This is a genomic window from Enterobacter cloacae complex sp. P47BA, assembly GCF_014930485.1.
GTDB lineage: Bacteria > Pseudomonadota > Gammaproteobacteria > Enterobacterales > Enterobacteriaceae > Enterobacter > Enterobacter bugandensis.
Genome location: NZ_JADBRF010000012.1, coordinates 78128 through 94454, shown reverse-complemented (window position 1 = coordinate 94454; position 16327 = coordinate 78128). Strand labels below are relative to the sequence as shown.

The 16327-nt window shown below is 55.6% G+C and carries 15 protein-coding genes; 7 read left to right on the top strand and 8 right to left on the bottom strand.

Annotated elements, in window-relative coordinates:
- Positions 1–24: 24 nt before the first annotated feature.
- From wzz(fepE) to IM299_RS13770, 6 genes are all read right to left on the bottom strand, one after another.
- Positions 25–1149, bottom strand: coding sequence for an LPS O-antigen length regulator Wzz(fepE) (wzz(fepE), locus tag IM299_RS13795; protein ID WP_028014297.1), 1125 nt, complete (start codon positions 1147–1149; stop codon positions 25–27).
- Positions 1150–1336: 187 nt separating this feature from the next.
- Positions 1337–2752 (bottom strand): sugar porter family MFS transporter, encoded by a 1416-nt coding sequence (locus IM299_RS13790; protein WP_028014298.1) that lies wholly within the window; start codon positions 2750–2752, stop codon positions 1337–1339.
- A 314-nt stretch (positions 2753–3066) separates the two neighbouring features.
- A complete protein-coding gene (kduD, locus tag IM299_RS13785; protein ID WP_003862835.1) occupies positions 3067–3828 on the bottom strand; it encodes a 2-dehydro-3-deoxy-D-gluconate 5-dehydrogenase KduD in 762 nt (253 codons plus the stop codon).
- A 63-nt stretch (positions 3829–3891) separates the two neighbouring features.
- On the bottom strand, positions 3892–4728 hold the full coding sequence (gene kduI / locus IM299_RS13780) for a 5-dehydro-4-deoxy-D-glucuronate isomerase (protein WP_045260916.1): 837 nt from the start codon (positions 4726–4728) through the stop codon (positions 3892–3894).
- A 235-nt stretch (positions 4729–4963) separates the two neighbouring features.
- Positions 4964–6142 carry an acetyl-CoA C-acetyltransferase gene (locus tag IM299_RS13775; protein ID WP_028014300.1) on the bottom strand — a complete coding sequence of 393 codons (1179 nt, stop codon included), beginning with the start codon at positions 6140–6142 and terminating at the stop codon, positions 4964–4966.
- 93 nt (positions 6143–6235) lie between these two features.
- Entirely contained in the window at positions 6236–7102 is an 867-nt protein-coding gene (locus IM299_RS13770; protein ID WP_045629969.1) for a LysR family transcriptional regulator, read from the bottom strand.
- 104 nt (positions 7103–7206) lie between these two features.
- Here IM299_RS13770 and IM299_RS13765 point away from each other — a divergent pair, with 104 nt between their 5' ends.
- A complete protein-coding gene (locus IM299_RS13765) occupies positions 7207–7668 on the top strand; it encodes a multidrug/biocide efflux PACE transporter (RefSeq protein WP_041908370.1) in 462 nt (153 codons plus the stop codon).
- Positions 7669–7787: 119 nt separating this feature from the next.
- A complete protein-coding gene (locus IM299_RS13760; protein WP_059358104.1) occupies positions 7788–9017 on the top strand; it encodes an amino acid permease in 1230 nt (409 codons plus the stop codon).
- Positions 9018–9053: 36 nt separating this feature from the next.
- Here the strand turns inward: IM299_RS13760 and IM299_RS13755 are convergent, their stop codons facing one another.
- Together IM299_RS13755 and yjdI are read right to left on the bottom strand one after the other, a co-directional pair.
- Entirely contained in the window at positions 9054–9326 is a 273-nt protein-coding gene (locus tag IM299_RS13755; RefSeq protein ID WP_048957332.1) for a GNAT family N-acetyltransferase, read from the bottom strand.
- 10 nt (positions 9327–9336) lie between these two features.
- Positions 9337–9567, bottom strand: a complete 231-nt coding sequence (yjdI, locus tag IM299_RS13750) for a 4Fe-4S mono-cluster protein YjdI (RefSeq protein WP_041908367.1) — start codon at positions 9565–9567, stop codon at positions 9337–9339.
- A gap of 178 nt (positions 9568–9745) precedes the next feature.
- Here yjdI and IM299_RS13745 point away from each other — a divergent pair, with 178 nt between their 5' ends.
- The 5 genes from IM299_RS13745 (at position 9746) to IM299_RS13725 (ending at position 16234) form a co-directional block, all read left to right on the top strand.
- Complete coding sequence (locus IM299_RS13745; RefSeq protein WP_193357644.1) at positions 9746–11386, top strand: sensor histidine kinase; 1641 nt, start codon at positions 9746–9748, stop codon at positions 11384–11386.
- Positions 11370–12065, top strand: a complete 696-nt coding sequence (locus IM299_RS13740) for a response regulator (protein WP_075206212.1) — start codon at positions 11370–11372, stop codon at positions 12063–12065. The genes IM299_RS13745 and IM299_RS13740 overlap by 17 nt, the downstream gene beginning before the upstream one ends.
- A gap of 168 nt (positions 12066–12233) precedes the next feature.
- A complete protein-coding gene (locus IM299_RS13735) occupies positions 12234–13322 on the top strand; it encodes an ABC transporter substrate-binding protein (protein WP_028014307.1) in 1089 nt (362 codons plus the stop codon).
- Between the two features lie 79 nt (positions 13323–13401).
- The gene (locus IM299_RS13730) at positions 13402–15171 is read left to right on the top strand and encodes an iron ABC transporter permease (RefSeq protein ID WP_045260923.1); all 1770 of its coding nucleotides are present in this window, start codon (positions 13402–13404) and stop codon (positions 15169–15171) included.
- Positions 15164–16234 (top strand): ABC transporter ATP-binding protein, encoded by a 1071-nt coding sequence (locus tag IM299_RS13725; RefSeq protein WP_193357643.1) that lies wholly within the window; start codon positions 15164–15166, stop codon positions 16232–16234. Before IM299_RS13730 ends, IM299_RS13725 begins: the two co-directional genes overlap by 8 nt.
- The last annotated feature ends 93 nt before the right edge of the window (positions 16235–16327 follow it).

The following is a 16327-nucleotide window of genomic DNA, read 5'->3' as shown; positions in this document are numbered from 1 at the left end:
GCAGCGCCTTCATGTGTGCAGAATTTATTCCGTTACCGGCTCTGGCAATGGGTTTCGGCTGAGCATGGCCTCACGGAGTAATACGCTGCCGCAGGCAAACAGAGCGCCAAGGATCGCCGCCAGAATGACAATCATGCCTTTGCCCGGGCCGTCTTTTTTCACCGGCATCGATGGCGAAAGCTGATACCTGAATGGCTCAAGCTTAACGTCTGCGAAGGAGAGTTTTTTCAGCTGCGCCAGGTAATATTCCCGGTTCTGGAAGTCCGCGTTCAGCTCCGTCACATCCTTAAGATTTTTTTCAATCCTTAGCTTTTCCGCGATACCGTCAGCCCCGAGCGCGACGGAGTAATCCGGATCGTCTTTTATCCCTTGTCCGTTGCTATAAACAGGCTTCTTAATGCCCGCCGCATTCGCCACTTCCAGCGAATAGTTCAGCCGCTGCAGGTTGGTGTTATGCACATTGGTCAGACGAACGCGGTCGAGCGTCAGCTGCTGCTCTACCTCGTTCGTTTTGAGGGCGATCTGGTTGCGGATATTCTGCACCGTTTCTTTCTCAACAATTGCCGAGATATAGTTGATATACCCCTCCAGAACGGATTGGGCATCGGCTGCGGTCGGCGCGGTGAAGCTCAATGTCCAGGAGACGAAAGGCGCTTTATCCGCATCTTTTCCCTGAACATCATTCACCGCTTTCATTTTGTCTGCAATATTGACAACCGCACGGTGCAGTTCAAGCGGGTCCACTTGCGCATTCTTGAGCTGCGCCATCACGTAAGGGGAAGAGGTCATATACTCTTCAAGCAATGACTGCGACTGGAATTTTTTAATAAACAGGTCAAAGACTTCCTGACGGGTAACCGGCACCTTCACATCAAGAACCTGCAGCGCAACCATCATCTGGCTCAGCGGATTCCACTGTGTCTGTTCCGCCGGAGTGATCACCGCTTTACTGGTCCATTTTTGCGGCAGTAGAAGCGCAATTGCCAGACCTGCCAGCGCGAAAACAAAGATAATGGTGGCAATACGTTTTTTCGCGGTAATCAGAATATCTAACAGGCCCAGAAGATCGATCTCTTTTGAACTGACTGCTGGAGGAGCATATGAGGGAAAATCGAGGTCCGTATTTTTTTTGAAATCCATTGCTGACATAGCCGTTCTTATGTTTCGGGTGCAGTAAATTCCTGCCGGGTGAGTTCAGTTGCCCAATAATACAAGAAACTAAGAATAATCTGAACACGAGAATGGACTATCTGAGGAACGGCTATCAAAGTTGGTAGTTATTCAGCATCACGGTTACAAAACGCCGGGTGGCGCTGCGCTTACCCGGCATTACCCCTTACACGCCGATATTTCGCAGTTTCTCCCCGCTCATCAGCTTGCGTTCAATATGTTCCAGCGTCACGCCTTTGGTTTCTGGAATTAGCCAGAATGTCACTCCAATAAACGCCACGTTCAGCACCGTATAGAGCCAGAAGGTTCCCGCCGCGCCAATCGCATCCAGCAGCGTCAGGAAAGTCGCGCCGATGATCATGTTCGACACCCAGTTGGTGGTGGTGGAGCAGGTGATACCAAAATCGCGACATTTCAGCGGCTGAATTTCAGAGCACAGGATCCACACCACCGGCGCGGCGCTCATCGCGTAGCCAGCGATACACATCATGGTCATGCCCACGGAGAGCCAGGAGAGGCCGCTGGACGCCGTGCCGTTATCAAACTGCATCAGGCAGTAGCCGAGGATCAGCGTACCGAGCGCCATCACGCTAAAGCCAATCTTCAGCGCCGGTTTACGTCCGGCTTTATCGACGGTGAACACCGCGATAAAGGTGGCGAACATAAAGGTCAGCCCCACCACCAGCGTGGCGATCATCTGCTGTTCGGTGGTGGTAAAACCGGCCATTTTGAAGATGCGCGGGGCGTAATACATGATGATGTTCATCCCCGTGAACTGCTGCATCGCCTGCAGCAACATGCCGAGGAACACCGCGCGGCGCACGTTGCGGTTAGCCTTAAACAGCGACCAGCCGCCCTGCTTCAGCTTCAGGCTTTCGCGGATCTCGTTCAGCTCTTCACGCGCTTTCTCAGACGTGTCGCGCAGCATGCGCAGCACCTCTTCCGCTTCCACGTGACGCCCTTTTTGGGCCAGCCAGCGCGGGCTGTTGGGCAGGAAGATCACTAACACAATCAGCACTACCGCAGGCAGCGCCAGCACGCCGAGCATCGCCCGCCAGTTACCGCTGTAGCTGAAGTACGTATCGGACAGGAACGCCAGCACGATGCCCAGCGTCACCATCAGCTGGTACATGCTAATCATCTTGCCGCGCACGTTCTCGCTCGCCATTTCGGAGAGATACAGCGGCGCGGTGTAGGAGGCAATCCCCACCGCCACACCCAGCAGCACGCGGGAGAGCAGCAGCACTTCAACGTTAGTGGCAAACGCCGAACCAATGGACCCGGCAACAAACAGGACCGCCCCGACCATCAGGCTGTATTTACGCCCAAGGCGGAACGAAAGCCAGCCGTTAAACAGTGCGCCGATGGCCGCGCCGAGCATCATGCTGCTCACCACCCACTCCTGCAGGCGGTTACTCAGCGTAAAGTGATCGGTAATAAACGGCAGCGCTCCGGCGATAACGCCGATATCCAGGCCGAACAACAAACCGGCCACGGCTGCCGCAATGGAGACAAACTGGTTCATGCGGCGGGTATCGCGCAGCGCGGCGGGCATCAGGGTAGAGTCATTTATAGATGTCATATTTTTCCTGCCTCAACAGCAAAATTCGTTAAATGAAATTACGAGATAGCGGGGAAAAGTGTCAGGCCGGAATTCGTGAAGATATGGATTATTTCGCTATGGCATAGCGATCTGTGATGGACATTACAATTTCAACTAATGCTGGTTAATCACCTGATTTTACTAACGCCTTAATTTTTAAGTAATAAAAGTGTGATGGCAGTCATCTATGATTTTTAAGTATGGATTTTTCGTGTTTATCAATATGGACTTTGACAAATTTTAAGCAAAAAAAACCTCCGCCGAAGAGCAGAGGTATTTGTCATAAGTTATGATTATCGCGCCAGCCAGCCGCCATCAACCGCGACGGTATAACCATTGATATAGTCCGATGCCGGGGAAGCCAGGAACACTACCGGCCCCATCAGATCGCTCGGCAGCCCCCAGCGGCCCGCCGGAATACGCTCCAGGATCGCCGCACTGCGTTCTTCGTCAGCACGAAGCTGCTGGGTGTTGTTGGTGGCCATGTAGCCCGGCGCAATCGCGTTGACGTTGATGTTGTGCTGCGCCCATTCGTTCGCCAGCAGGCGGGTCACGCCCATCACCGCGCTTTTCGACGCGGTGTAAGACGGCACGCGGATGCCGCCCTGGAAGGAGAGCATCGAGGCGATGTTAATGATCTTGCCGCCCTTGCCCTGCGCGATGAAGTGCTTCGCCGCCGCCTGGGACATAAAGAACACGCTCTTGATGTTCAGGTTCATGACATCGTCCCAGTCGGTCTCGCTGAAGTTAATCGCGTCTTCACGGCGGATCAGCCCCGCGTTGTTGACCAGAATGTCGATATGGCCAAATTCCGCCACCGCGCGATCCAGCAGCTCCGGAATAGCGTCGATTTTACGCAGGTCGGCGGTCAGGCTGAGAAAACGGCGGCCCAGCGCGGTTACGCGTTCGATGGTTTCCGTGGGCTCAACGATGTTAATCCCGACGATATCACAGCCCGCTTCCGCCAGGCCTAACGCCATCCCCTGGCCCAGTCCGGTGTCACACCCGGAAACCACGGCCACTTTACCCTGCAGAGAAAATGCATCCAGAATCATGTTTGTTCCTTACTCTTTCAGCGCCTGTCATCAACAGGCAGATGTATGCTTAATTGCCCGCGACTAGCGCAGATCCTTAACCGCGACGTGGTCCATGTCATCGAAGACCTGGTTTTCTCCAACCATCCCCCAGATGAAGGTATAGGCTTTCGTCCCCACGCCGGAGTGAATAGACCAGCTGGGTGAAATCACCGCCTGCTCGTTATGCATGACGATATGGCGGGTTTCCTGAGGCTGTCCCATCATGTGGAACACGCAGGCGTCTTCATCCATGTTGAAGTAGAAGTAGACTTCCATGCGGCGTTCGTGGGTATGGCACGGCATGGTGTTCCACAGGTTGCCTGGCGCAAGCTCGGTCAGCCCCATGCTGAGCTGGCAGGTTTCCAGCACATCCGGCACGAAGTATTTATTGATGGTGCGGCGGTTGCTGGTGAGGTTGTCGCCCAGCGTCACGGGCGCAACGTCAGCGGGCGTTACTTTTTTGGTTGGATAAGCGGTGTGCGCCGGGGCGCAGTTGTAGTAAAACTTCGCGGGTTTACCGCCGTCGATGCTGGCAAAGACCACCTCTTTCGCCCCTTTGCCGACGTACAGCCCGTCGCGGTGGCCAATCTCGTAGCACTGGCCGTCCACGGTGATCGTGCCCGGCCCGCCAATATTAATCACCCCCAGTTCACGACGCTCCAGGAAGTAGCTTACGCCCAGCTGCTTGCCTACTTCACCGCCCACGGAGACGGTTTTCGCCACCGGCATAATGCCGCCCACGATAATGCGGTCGATGTGGCTATAGACCATGGTGTACTTATCGGCTTCGAACACCTGCTCAACTAAAAACTCGCTGCGCAGTCCCTGAGTATCCAGCGTTTTGGCGTGCGCGCTGTGGATGCTTTGTCTGACGTCCACGGTAACCTCCAGATGTGGTCATGCCCGAAGGCAGAAATTAAACGAAACGACGTTTCGTTTTATGATGAGCACATACTAGCGGCATAAAATAGGGTTTTCAATTGCAATTAAAACAACGTTTCATTTTTTATTTTTGTTTATAACAGAAATGACGCGCGGATCACGATTACTTCCCATGAAGAGAAGAACACGATAAAAAAAACCTCCCGAAGGAGGTTTTTTAAGTGAGGAGAAATTAGCGTTCGATGGCGAGCGCCACGCCCTGTCCGCCGCCTATACAGAGGGTAGCGATCCCTTTGCGCGCGTTTCGCTTTTTCATTTCGTGGACCAGCGAAACCAGGATTCGGCAGCCGGACGCGCCGATGGGATGACCCAGCGCAATTGCACCGCCGTTCACGTTGACCCGCAGCGGATCCCATTCCAGCATTTTGCCGACCGAGATCGCCTGCGCGGCAAAGGCTTCGTTCACTTCGATCAGATCGACATCCGAAAGTTGCCACCCTGCGCGCTCCAGGCAGCGACGGGTAGCGTAGACCGGCGCAATCCCCATCAACGCAGGATCCACGCCCACGCTGGCAAACGCCTTAATGCGGGCCAGCACGGGGAGATCGAGCTCAAGGGCTTTGCTTTCGCTCATCATCATCACGGCGGCGGCACCGTCGTTAATGGACGAGGCATTGCCCGCGGTGACCGAGCCCTGCGTTTCAAACGCGGGATTCAGTCTCGCCAGGCCTTCCGCGCTGGCATCCGTGCGCGGCTGTTCATCGGTATCGACGACGATCGCCTCGCCGTTCTGACGCTGCGTGCTGACCGGGACAATCTCGTCGCGAAAGCGACCGGAATCAATCGCGGCACGCGCTTTTTGCTGCGAACTGAGCGCATAGGCGTCCTGCAATTCGCGGCTAATGCCGTACTCGCGCGCCAGGTTTTCTGCCGTCACGCCCATATGATAGTCGTTGAACGCATCCCACAGCCCGTCATGCACGAGGCTGTCGAGCAGCTGGCTGTTACCCAGCTGCGCGCCGGTTCGGCTATCGGTGAGAACGTGCGGCGCGCGGCTCATGTTCTCTTGTCCGCCAGCTATAACCACATCCGCTTCACCGCACTGAATGGCCTGGGTGGCGAGATGCAGCGCTTTTAACCCTGAACCACAGACGTCGTTGATGGTAATAGCGGAGACGGTGTTGGGCAGCCCGCCCTTCAGCGCCGCCTGACGCGCAGGGTTTTGCCCGGCACCGGCCGTGAGAACCTGCCCCAGGATCACCTCATCAACTTCATGGGCTGCGATCCCGCTACGTTCCACCAGCGCTTTAACGACCACGCTGCCCAGGTCAACCGCCGAGTGACGCGCAAGCGCTCCCTGAAAACAGCCGATAGCCGTACGCAACGCACCCACTATTACGACATCTTTCATCACGACCTCTGTGTTAAATGACATGACGATAGTAGAGGATTGTTACTGGCAATTATCTTAATTGTTTAAAAATAGTGAGTTTAATCACAAGGATTAGCGTGCATCCTGCAGATACTGCCGCAGCCAGCTTCCGGCCACGCCGGGAGGGGATCGTTTATTCCACAGCAGATCGATGCCGATCGCCCGTGGCCAGCCGGGAACATTGAGCTGTACCAGCGACTTCGCGGCGGCGAATTCATCCACCAGCGCGCACGGCAGCACGCACCAGCCGAACCCCTGGACGGCCATACTCAGCAATAACAGGTAGTTCGGCGCTGACCAGACGGGCCCGCGCGCGATCTCAGCCTCGCGCTCAAGGTAGGTGCTGAGCCTCAGCTCCCGCCAGCCGTGCAGCTCGTCGCTCTGCACCTCGTGTTGTCCGGCGAGCGGATGCGTGGTCGCGGCATATATCGCCATTCGGGTCTGCACCGGCAGCCGGGTAGCGCCAATATCCGTAGGATAACCGTCTCGCGCTTCCGTCAGCCCCACCTGCGCGCGCTCCTTTTGCAGCAGATCGATCACGTCCTCTTCCTCGCCAATCAGGCATTCGAACTCCGTGTGGGGAAAGCGAGCGTCAAACTGCTTCATCAGATCTTCAAGCACGTCGGGGTTGAGGGTATCGGAGAGGACAAACGTCAGACGCGCCTCCGTTTGTGCCGTTAACGACACCGCCAGCTCATCCAGCCGCGTGCTGGCGGCGAGAATGGCCTGCACATAGCCCAGTACCTGTTCCCCCTGGACCGTTAACACCGGCTGGCGCGCCGAGCGGTCAAACAGTTCGAAACCCAGATCGGCTTCAAGGTTGGCAATGGAGGTGCTGATCGTCGACTGGCTTTTACGCAGCCTGCGCGCGGCAGCAGAGAAAGAGCCTGCCGCAACGGTCTCAACAAACGCGGTAAGAGCTTCAGGTGAATAGCGCATAAACTATCTACTTTATCGATGGATACCATCTTTAATATATCAGCTTTAGCGATAAAAATAGGCTGCATCAACGCCCATACCGGTGAATTAATGAGGTCTACACTATGCAACATCAGGATGCACTCCAACGTAAGCTGCCGGAGCGGATCTTTCATGCTGTCTGTTTCGAAGGGATTGCCACGGCAATTCTCGCCCCCACGGCGGCATGGCTGATGCAGCGCTCGGTGGTGGAGATGGGTGGGTTAACCATTATCCTGGCTACCACCGCCATGCTCTGGAACATTATCTATAACTTCGGCTTCGACCGTTTCTGGCCTGTCCAGCGCGTAAAACGTACGGCAAAAGTGCGCGCGCTGCACGCCCTGGGGTTCGAATGCGGGTTTATTGTAATCGGCGTGTCGATTGTCGCCGCCGTGCTGGGCGTGACCCTGCTTGAGGCATTCACGTTAGAAATTGGTTTCTTCCTTTTCTTCCTGCCATACACCATGTTCTATAACTGGGCATACGATAACCTGCGTGAGAAATTCCTTAAGCGTCGCCAGCAACGACGCGCTCTGGCAGGCTAAACCCTCGCTGGCCGGACGCCTGTTCCGGCCAAACTCCGTCGAAGCAACTGCGCTCTTCAGGCATAACTATGGTAAATTGCACGCCATTCTGATGGTTTGTTAGTTGAAACGTTGCTCTAATGTCGAAAATTTGGTCAAAAGATGAGACTCTCTGGAGTTTCGCTCTCTATGGCACGGCCGTGGGCGCAGGAACGCTGTTCTTGCCCATTCAGCTGGGCTCCGCAGGCGCTATTGTCCTGTTTATCACCGCCCTCGTGGCCTATCCGTTAACCTACTGGCCGCACCGGGCGCTGGCGCAATTTATTCTCTCGTCAAACACAAAAGGTAATGAAGGGATCACCGGCGCCGTCTCCCACTACTATGGTAAGAAGATTGGCAATCTGATCACCACGCTCTATTTCATCGCCTTTTTTGTGGTGGTGCAGATTTATGCGGTGGCCATTACCAACTCGTTAACCGAGCAGTTGGCAAAACACCTGACGGTGGACACCACCGTTCGCGTGCTGGTCAGCCTGGGGGTAGTGCTGGTATTGAATCTGATTTTCCTGATGGGACGGCATATCACGATAAAAGTGATGGGCTTCCTGGTGTTTCCGCTGATTGCCTATTTCCTGTTTGTCTCGATCTATCTCACCGGAAGCTGGCAGCCCTCGTTGCTTACCAGCCAGATGGCTTTCGATCGCCAAACGCTGCATCAGGTATGGATTTCAATTCCGGTGATGGTGTTTGCCTTTAGCCATACCCCGATTATCTCAACGTTTGCCGTTGACCGTCGCGAGAAGTTTGCCGACGGTGCCATGGATAAATGCAAGAAGATCATGAAGGTGGCGTACCTGATTATCTGCCTGAGCGTGCTGTTCTTTGTCTTCAGCTGCCTGCTCTCTATCCCACCGTCCTATATTATGGCCGCCAAAGAGCAGGGGGTGACGATTCTGTCAGCGCTGTCGATGATGCCGTCTTCCCCAGCCTGGCTCGGCATTTCCGGGATTATCGTGGCGATCGTAGCGATGTCGAAATCGTTCCTCGGCACCTATTTTGGGGTGATTGAAGGGGCGACGGAGATCGTGAAGTCGTCGCTAAATCAGGTGGGGATTAAAAAGAGCCGCGCCTTTAACCGCGCGATTTCCATTATGGGGGTGTCGTTAATCACCTTTGCGGTCTGCTGCATTAACCCGAACGCCATCTCAATGATTTACGCCATCAGCGGCCCGCTTATCGCCATGATCCTGTTTATCATGCCGACGCTGTCGACGTATCTGATCCCTTCCCTGAAACCGTACCGCTCAATTGGCAGCCTGCTGACGCTGGTCGTCGGCGTGCTGTGCGTGTCGGTGATGTTTGTTGGCTAGACGTACTCGTGCCCGGCGTGCTGCCGGGCGCGTTATTTACGCCCGAATATCGTCATATTCCCGCGTCTTATCAAACTCATGCTTCGCAAACGGGCACAGCGGAATAATTTTGCGGTTCTCACCGCGCATCTTCTCCACCACTTTCGCCACCAGCTGTTTACCGACGCCCTGCCCTTTCAGGCTCTCATCCACATCGGTGTGCTCGATAATGCTCAGGTGCTCGCCGGTCGGCACGAAGACAATCTCTGCGACCTGATTGCCGTTCTCATCATTCACGTAAAACTTGTTATGGCCTTCCAGAATTTCCATGGTTCCTCGCTTATTTTTGGCGATACTTCAGCGCACCGCTCGGGCAGGTATCAATCACGCGTACAACCGTTTCAACGTCCACTTCATCGGGAATGATCCACGGCTTACGTTTCAGATTAAACAGCTTTGCGCTCCCACGCACGCAGTTACCTGAGTGTTTGCAGATCCCGGTATTAAAGTAAACGTCAATTTTCTCGCCGGTATAGGCCCGGTACCCCTCATCCAGTAGTTCTTTATCCATGACATTGCCTCTGTAATTATTATCGTGCTGAATGAAGCATAGCCTTACGGGATCCTGATGGCTATAACGCCGAAAACGAAAAGCCAGGTCACAACTCTTTTCTCGCCAGATTGCGTCCGCTATTGGCACATGTCAGGCTCCGCAAATCTCTCACTTTCATAGGGCTAGCACAGGTTGAATGAAACGCAGACTCTCTTTTCAGGTAAAGCTGTTTTTAGCGCTGGTGTGCTTCTCCTGCCTGCTGTTAGTTCTGCTGGGAACGATCCTGTTTCATTTTATTGACCGACAGCTACACCACGATTTGGGCCAGCGCGCCCGGGTACAGGCCAGTGAAATCGCCCTGATACCGGGTCTGGCGGAAATGGTGGCAGCCAGAGATATCCCCGGTATCGCCCGCTTAATACAGCCGCTGCGTGCCGAAAGCGATGCCAGCTATATTGTGATTGGCGATACCCGGGAACAGCACCTTTATCATTCGGAATCACCGGAGCGCATTAATTTACCGATGATTGGAGGGGATAATGCGGAGGTGTTAAAAGGCAAAACCATTATTTCCGTGCGTCAGGGCGGGATTGGGGTGTCGCTGCGCAGCAAAGCGCCAATCTTTAATGCGCAGCATCAGGTCATTGGCATCGTCTCGGTCGGCTATCTGACCTCGTATATCGCCAATATTAACGCCCGCATTCTCTGGCAGGCTGGACTGTACGGTATTGCCCTTCTGCTGTTGCTGTTTATTTTCTCCTGGCTGTTTACCCGCAATCTTAAAAAGCAGATGTTCCGCCTTGAGCCGAAAGATATCGCCCAGTTGGTTTTGCAGCAACGCGCGCTATTAGAAGCCATGTACGAGGGGGTATTTGCCATCAATGAAGAGAAGCGGCTGATTTTAATTAACCGGGCAGCCAGGGAGATGCTCGATATTCATCAAAGTGAGAAAGAACTTATCGGCAAACCGCTGGAAGACGTTCTGCAGACGTCGCCGGGCTTTTTATCCCAGCGCTACGCCTCGGTAAGCGCTGGTCGCCACGACCAAATCGCAGTGCTTAACCAGCGAGAGGTGATCGTTAACCGCGTGGCGATTGAGGTCGAACCCGGCGTTGAAAGCGGCTGGGTGTACAGCTTTCGCGACAAAAACGACATTAACACCCTCAGCAGCCAACTGAGCCAGATCAAGCGCTATGCGGACAACCTGCGCATTATGCGCCACGAGCAGCTGAACTGGACCGCCACGCTGGTGGGGCTGCTGCAGATGAAACACTATGACGAGGCGATCCGTTACATCCAGGTGCAGTCAGAAGGCGCGCAGCGCGTGCTGGATTTTGTCTCCGCCCATTTTGTCTCTCCGGCCCTGTGCGGGCTGCTGTTAGGAAAATACGTCAGCGCACGCGAAAAAGGCGTTGAACTGCTGTTTGATCCGGCCTGTCAGCTCACCCGCATGCCCGCCACGCTCAACGAAACGGAGCTGATGTCCATTATTGGTAACCTGCTGGATAACGCGGTGGACGCGACCCTTAAGGCACCGGTCCCCGCGCCGGTGGAACTCTACATTTCTGACCGCAACCAGGAGTTGTTGATAGAGGTGGCAGACAGAGGCTGCGGTGTGGATGAGGCGGTGAAGCCACACATTTTCCGCCAGGGATTCAGCAGCAAACCGGAAAGTGAAAACGACATTGTGGGTACCGAGCACGGTATTGGCCTGTTTCTGGTGGCAGGCTATATCAGGAAAGCGGGCGGCAGCATAGAGATCGCCGACAACACGCCGCAGGGCACCATTTTTTCTGTGTTTATTCCCAATGGACAACCGCATGACCCAACCACTTGACGTTGTGATCGTTGAAGATGAACCGCACCTGGCGGAGCTGCATCGCGAGTATATCGAGCAGAATTTTCACTTGCGCGTGGTGGGCATCGCCGCGTCGATTGAGCAGGCATGCAGCCTGATTCGTCAGCATCAGCCGCGGCTTATCCTGCTGGACAACTATCTCCCGGACGGTAAAGGCGTGGAGCTCATCGATAACCCGCTGTTGAAAAGCTATGAATGCTCGGTGATCTTCATCACCGCCGCCAGCGATATGCAGACCTGCAGCCATGCCATGCGCAGCGGCGCGTTTGACTACCTGATCAAGCCCGTCTTTTTCCAGCGCCTGCACGCCTCGCTGGAGCGGTTTATGCGCTTCGTCCACACCGTGCAGCAGGTGAAGGTGGTCGACCAGCACGCGCTGGATCGTCTGTTTAATCTGCCTGCCGCGGAAGCCTCCATTACGCCGTCGACGAAGGGCATTGAACCCCAAACGCTGGAAAGGATTAAACGCCTGTTCGCCGAACATCCCGACAGCGCGATGTCGGTTGAAGAGGTGGTGGAAAACGTGGGGATCAGCAAAACCACGGGGCGTCGCTACCTGGAATACTGCGTGGAGAGCGGGTTAATCATCGTCGAAATGCTGTATGGCAATATTGGTCATCCACGGCGGCTATACCGCAAAGCCGACGATAAACCGTAATCCGAAACCGTTCGCAGGCAAACGTTCGCGGATTTTATGGTGTTAATTGCTGAAACGATGGTGACAGTCACACTTCGGAATCATTGCCCGCGCCTCCCTATTGTCGGAGGCGCGCTTTACGCTATGTTGACAATTAGTTCCTCAAATGTAACTAAAAGGTTAACTATAATGTCGAACACGTTCCGAATTTCTCTGCTTACCGCTACCGTACTGTTCTCTGCTTCTGCACTCTCTGCCCTGCCGCAGGGCTATCCTGCTGAGTATCAAAAAGTTGTCGATGCCGCCACCAAAGAGGGCAAGGTGGTGATTTACTCCACCACCGACACCAAAGCCGCCGGGCCGCTGATTGCGGGCTTCGAAAAAACCTACCCGGGCATCAAAGTTGAATACAACGACATGAACAGCACCGAGCTGTACAACCGTTTTATCAGCGAACAGGCCTCCGGTGGCGGTAGCGGCGACGTGGTCTGGAGCTCCTCAATGGACACCGGGCTGAAACTCGCCACCGACTACGCCATGGAGTACAAATCGCCGGAGCAAAGTCAGCTGCCGAAATGGGCAGTCTGGAAAGATAAGGCATACGGCACCACCTATGAGCCAGTGGTCTTTATCTACAACAAGCGCCTGATCCCGGCTGGCGACGTGCCGGATTCTCACGCCGCGCTGGCGAAGCTGATTGCCAGCCAGACGGACAAATTCAAGAGCAAAGTCACCACCTACGACATCGAAAAATCGGGTCTTGGCTTTATGCTTTCCGTGCAGGATCACAAGGCCGATCCAAACTACTTTAAAACCCTGGCCGACGTCGCCAAAGGCGGCTTAGCAGTGCAGTCATCAACGGGCACCATGATGGAGAGGGTTTCCTCCGGTGAAAACCTGATCGGCTTTAACATCCTCGGATCCTATGCTGAAGCCCGTGCGAAGAACGATCCTTCTCTCGGCATTTCGTACCCGAAAGATTACACGCTGGTGCTCTCGCGCGTGTCGTTCATCAGCCAGCAGGCGCAAAACAGCAATGCGGCAAAACTGTGGCTGGACTATGTGCTGTCTGAAAAAGGGCAAAGCATTCTGGCCAGTCAGGCGGATATTCCCTCCATCCGTAACGATATCGAAGGCAAAAATGATATTGACGGCCTGACCAAAATCCTCGGTAACGCGCTGAAGCCGATCCCGGTTGATGAAACGCTGCTGGAGTACCTGCAGCCGAAAAAACGCCTGGAGTACATCAAAGAGTGGCGTGCAGCCGCCGCCAAATAAGCGTTCGGGCGCGGCGCACGCCGTCGCGCTCCCTGTCGACTGAGTTCGTTTTATTGGGCTGCAACACCAGGGATACCCCATGAATACATTACGCAGAAAGTGGCAAAGCCTACCGCGCGGCATCGTCGTGCTGATAACCGCTCTGGTTATCTACACGCCGCTGTCATTTATCGTGATACAGAGCTTCCTGTCCGCTCCGTTCTTTTCTCCGGCAAAAGAGTGGAGCCTTGAATCATTTGGCTTTATCTTCACCGACCCTGATTTCTATAAGGCTCTGAGAAGCGGCTTTATTCTCGCCTTCGGGCTGGTCATCATCGCCATTCCGCTGGGTGGCGTACTGGCGTTTCTGATGGTTCGCACCGACCTGCCCGGCCGCCGCCTGATTGAACCGCTGATCCTGGTCCCCATTTTCGTATCGCCGATGGTGCTCGGCTTTGGCTATGTGGTGGCTGCCGGTCCCGTGGGCTTTCTGTCCCTGTGGGCGCAGGCGCTGATCGGCTTTGTGCCGTGGAACATCTACGATATGTCGAGCATCGTGGTCATTGCTGGCCTGACGCACGTGCCGCATGCCTATCTCTATATTTCATCCGCGCTGCGCAGCGTCGGCTCTGATGTGGAAGAAGCCGCGCGCATTGCGGGTGCCTCTCCGCTGCAGGTGATGACCTCCGTCAGCCTGCCGATGGTGCGCCCGTCGATCCTGTACGCCATCGTGCTGCTGTTCTTCCTCGGGCTGGAAGTATTTGGCCTGATGCTGGTGCTCGGCGATCCGGAAGGCAATATGGTGCTGGCAACCTACCTGTACCAGCTGACGAACAAGCTCGGCACGCCTTCCTATCACCTGATGGCGGCGGTTGCCGTGGTGCTGATCTGCATCACCATCCCGCTGGTGATGCTCCAGCGCCGTCTGATGCGCACCGCCAACCGCTTCGTCACTATGAAAGGGAAAGCCTCACAGGCTCGCGCGTTACCGCTGGGCAAATGGCGCTGGGTTGCCGGGGCGGTGGTTGCCTTCTGGCTCACCGTCACCATCGGCGTGCCGCTGCTCGGCGTGGTGCTGCGCGCGTTTATCTCCAACTGGGGCGTCGGCGTTTCGCTGTGGGATGAGCTTTCGCTGAGCACTTTCCGCACCATCTGGGCACAGCCCAACCTGCTGCGCGCCATCGTCAACTCCATGGCAATTGGGGTGATTGGCGGCGCGCTGGCCGTGGCGTGCTACCTGTTCGTCGGGATTGCGATGCACCGTAAACCGGATAACACCACGCGCTTCCTGGACTACAGCGTACTGGTGCCGCGCGCCGTGCCTGGCCTGCTTGCCGGTCTGGCGTTCCTGTGGGTGTTCCTGTTCCTGCCGATGTGGCTGGACAACTCGCTGAAATCCGGCTGGCTTTCCGGGTTCGCCTGGACCGACTGGATGCGCGAGAACGTCATCGTCTGGCTGCGTTCGCTGCGCAGCACCATTTTCAGCGTCTGGCTGGCCTATACCGTGGTGTGGATGGCTTACGGGCTGAGGCTTATCTCTTCCACGCTGCTGCAGGTGGGGCCAGAGCTTGAAGAAGCCGCGCGCAGCACCGGGGCGACGCGCGGGCAAATCACCCGCCATGTGACCATTCCCCTCTCCCGCTACGGTCTTATTGGTTCGTGGCTGCTGATGTTTCTGATCTTTGAGCGCGAATACTCAACGGGTGTGTATCTGCTTTCCCCCGGCACGGAGACCATCGGTTCAATGCTGGTTTCCCTCTGGGCCGCGGGTGCCATTGATATCGTGGCGGCGCTCTCTTTCATTAACATCCTGCTGGTCGTGGTAGGTCTGGGCATTGCCCTTCGTTTCGGAGTGAAAATACATGATTGAATTAGCGGTTGACGATCTGCACTTAACCTACGGCGACAATCCTGTTTTAAAAGGGGTCTCCATGAACCTGAAGCGCGGCGAAGTGGTCTCCTTGTTAGGCCCCTCCGGCAGCGGTAAAACCACCCTGCTGCGTGCCGTCGCGGGTCTGGAAAAACCGACGCAGGGGTCGATTGTCATTGGCAACAATAAAGTTTACGACGGCACGCCACGCAGTGAGATCCCGGCAGAAGAGCGTAACCTGGGGCTGGTGTTCCAGTCCTATGCCCTGTGGCCGCACAAAACCGTGTTTGAGAACGTGGCCTATCCGCTCAAGCTGCGTAAAGTTCCGGCCAAAGAGATCCAGCAGCGCGTACAGGACGTACTGGACCAGCTGGGTCTGGGCCATCTTGGCAAACGTCACCCGCACCAGCTCTCCGGCGGGCAACAGCAGCGCGTGGCGATTGGCCGGGCGCTGGTGTACAACCCACCGGTGATTTTGCTGGACGAGCCGCTTTCCAACCTCGACGCCAAGCTGCGCGAAGAGGCCCGCGTGTTCCTGCGCGAGCTGATTATCAAACTCGGGTTATCCGCGCTGATGGTGACGCACGACCAGAACGAAGCGATGTCCATATCCGACCGCATCCTGCTGCTTAACAACGGCAAAATTGAGCAACAGGGCACGCCGCAGGAGATGTACGGCTCGCCAAAAACGCTGTTTACCGCCGAGTTTATGGGCAGCAACAACCGCCTGCACGGTAAGGTCACCGAAGTGCGCGACGGCAGAGCGCGTATCGAAGGAAAAGGCTGGGTGCTGTGGGGCCAGGCGGGCGAAGGGGTGCAGAGCGGTGATGACGCTACGGCGGTGATCCGGGTCGAACGCGTGGCGGTGGTTGAGGGGCCAGGGGAAAATCAGCTTGAACTGCCGCTGCTCACCAGCATGTATCTTGGTGACCGCTGGGAGTACCTGTTCCGCACGCCGGGAGATGATTTTGTCATTCGCGCGTACGGGCATGAGGTTCGGGATCCGCAGCACTGCCATCTTTCGCTGCCGGAGAGGCATGTTTGGGTGTTCCCGAAAAACTGATAAAAAAGGCTGCGTACTGCAGCCTGTTTTACTTTAACAGCGTGAACAACCGTTTATGTCTACGCCGTTGTTAAACATACCCGCTAAGTTATT

Excerpts from the sequence above, each read along its gene's own strand:
- IM299_RS13775 (WP_028014300.1), bottom strand. The coding sequence starts at position 6,142 with ATGAAAGATGTCGTAATAGTGGGTGCGTTGCGTACGGCTATCGGCTGT.
- IM299_RS13745 (WP_193357644.1), top strand. The coding sequence starts at position 9,746 with ATGAAACGCAGACTCTCTTTTCAGGTAAAGCTGTTTTTAGCGCTGGTG.
- kduD (WP_003862835.1), bottom strand. The coding sequence starts at position 3,828 with ATGATTCTGGATGCATTTTCTCTGCAGGGTAAAGTGGCCGTGGTTTCC.
- IM299_RS13725 (WP_193357643.1), top strand. The coding sequence starts at position 15,164 with ATGATTGAATTAGCGGTTGACGATCTGCACTTAACCTACGGCGACAAT.
- IM299_RS13790 (WP_028014298.1), bottom strand. The coding sequence starts at position 2,752 with ATGACATCTATAAATGACTCTACCCTGATGCCCGCCGCGCTGCGCGAT.
- IM299_RS13755 (WP_048957332.1), bottom strand. The coding sequence starts at position 9,326 with ATGGAAATTCTGGAAGGCCATAACAAGTTTTACGTGAATGATGAGAAC.
- IM299_RS13735 (WP_028014307.1), top strand. The coding sequence starts at position 12,234 with ATGTCGAACACGTTCCGAATTTCTCTGCTTACCGCTACCGTACTGTTC.
- IM299_RS13740 (WP_075206212.1), top strand. The coding sequence starts at position 11,370 with ATGACCCAACCACTTGACGTTGTGATCGTTGAAGATGAACCGCACCTG.
- IM299_RS13765 (WP_041908370.1), top strand. The coding sequence starts at position 7,207 with ATGCAACATCAGGATGCACTCCAACGTAAGCTGCCGGAGCGGATCTTT.
- yjdI (WP_041908367.1), bottom strand. The coding sequence starts at position 9,567 with ATGGATAAAGAACTACTGGATGAGGGGTACCGGGCCTATACCGGCGAG.
- IM299_RS13770 (WP_045629969.1), bottom strand. The coding sequence starts at position 7,102 with ATGCGCTATTCACCTGAAGCTCTTACCGCGTTTGTTGAGACCGTTGCG.
- IM299_RS13760 (WP_059358104.1), top strand. The coding sequence starts at position 7,788 with ATGTCGAAAATTTGGTCAAAAGATGAGACTCTCTGGAGTTTCGCTCTC.
- IM299_RS13730 (WP_045260923.1), top strand. The coding sequence starts at position 13,402 with ATGAATACATTACGCAGAAAGTGGCAAAGCCTACCGCGCGGCATCGTC.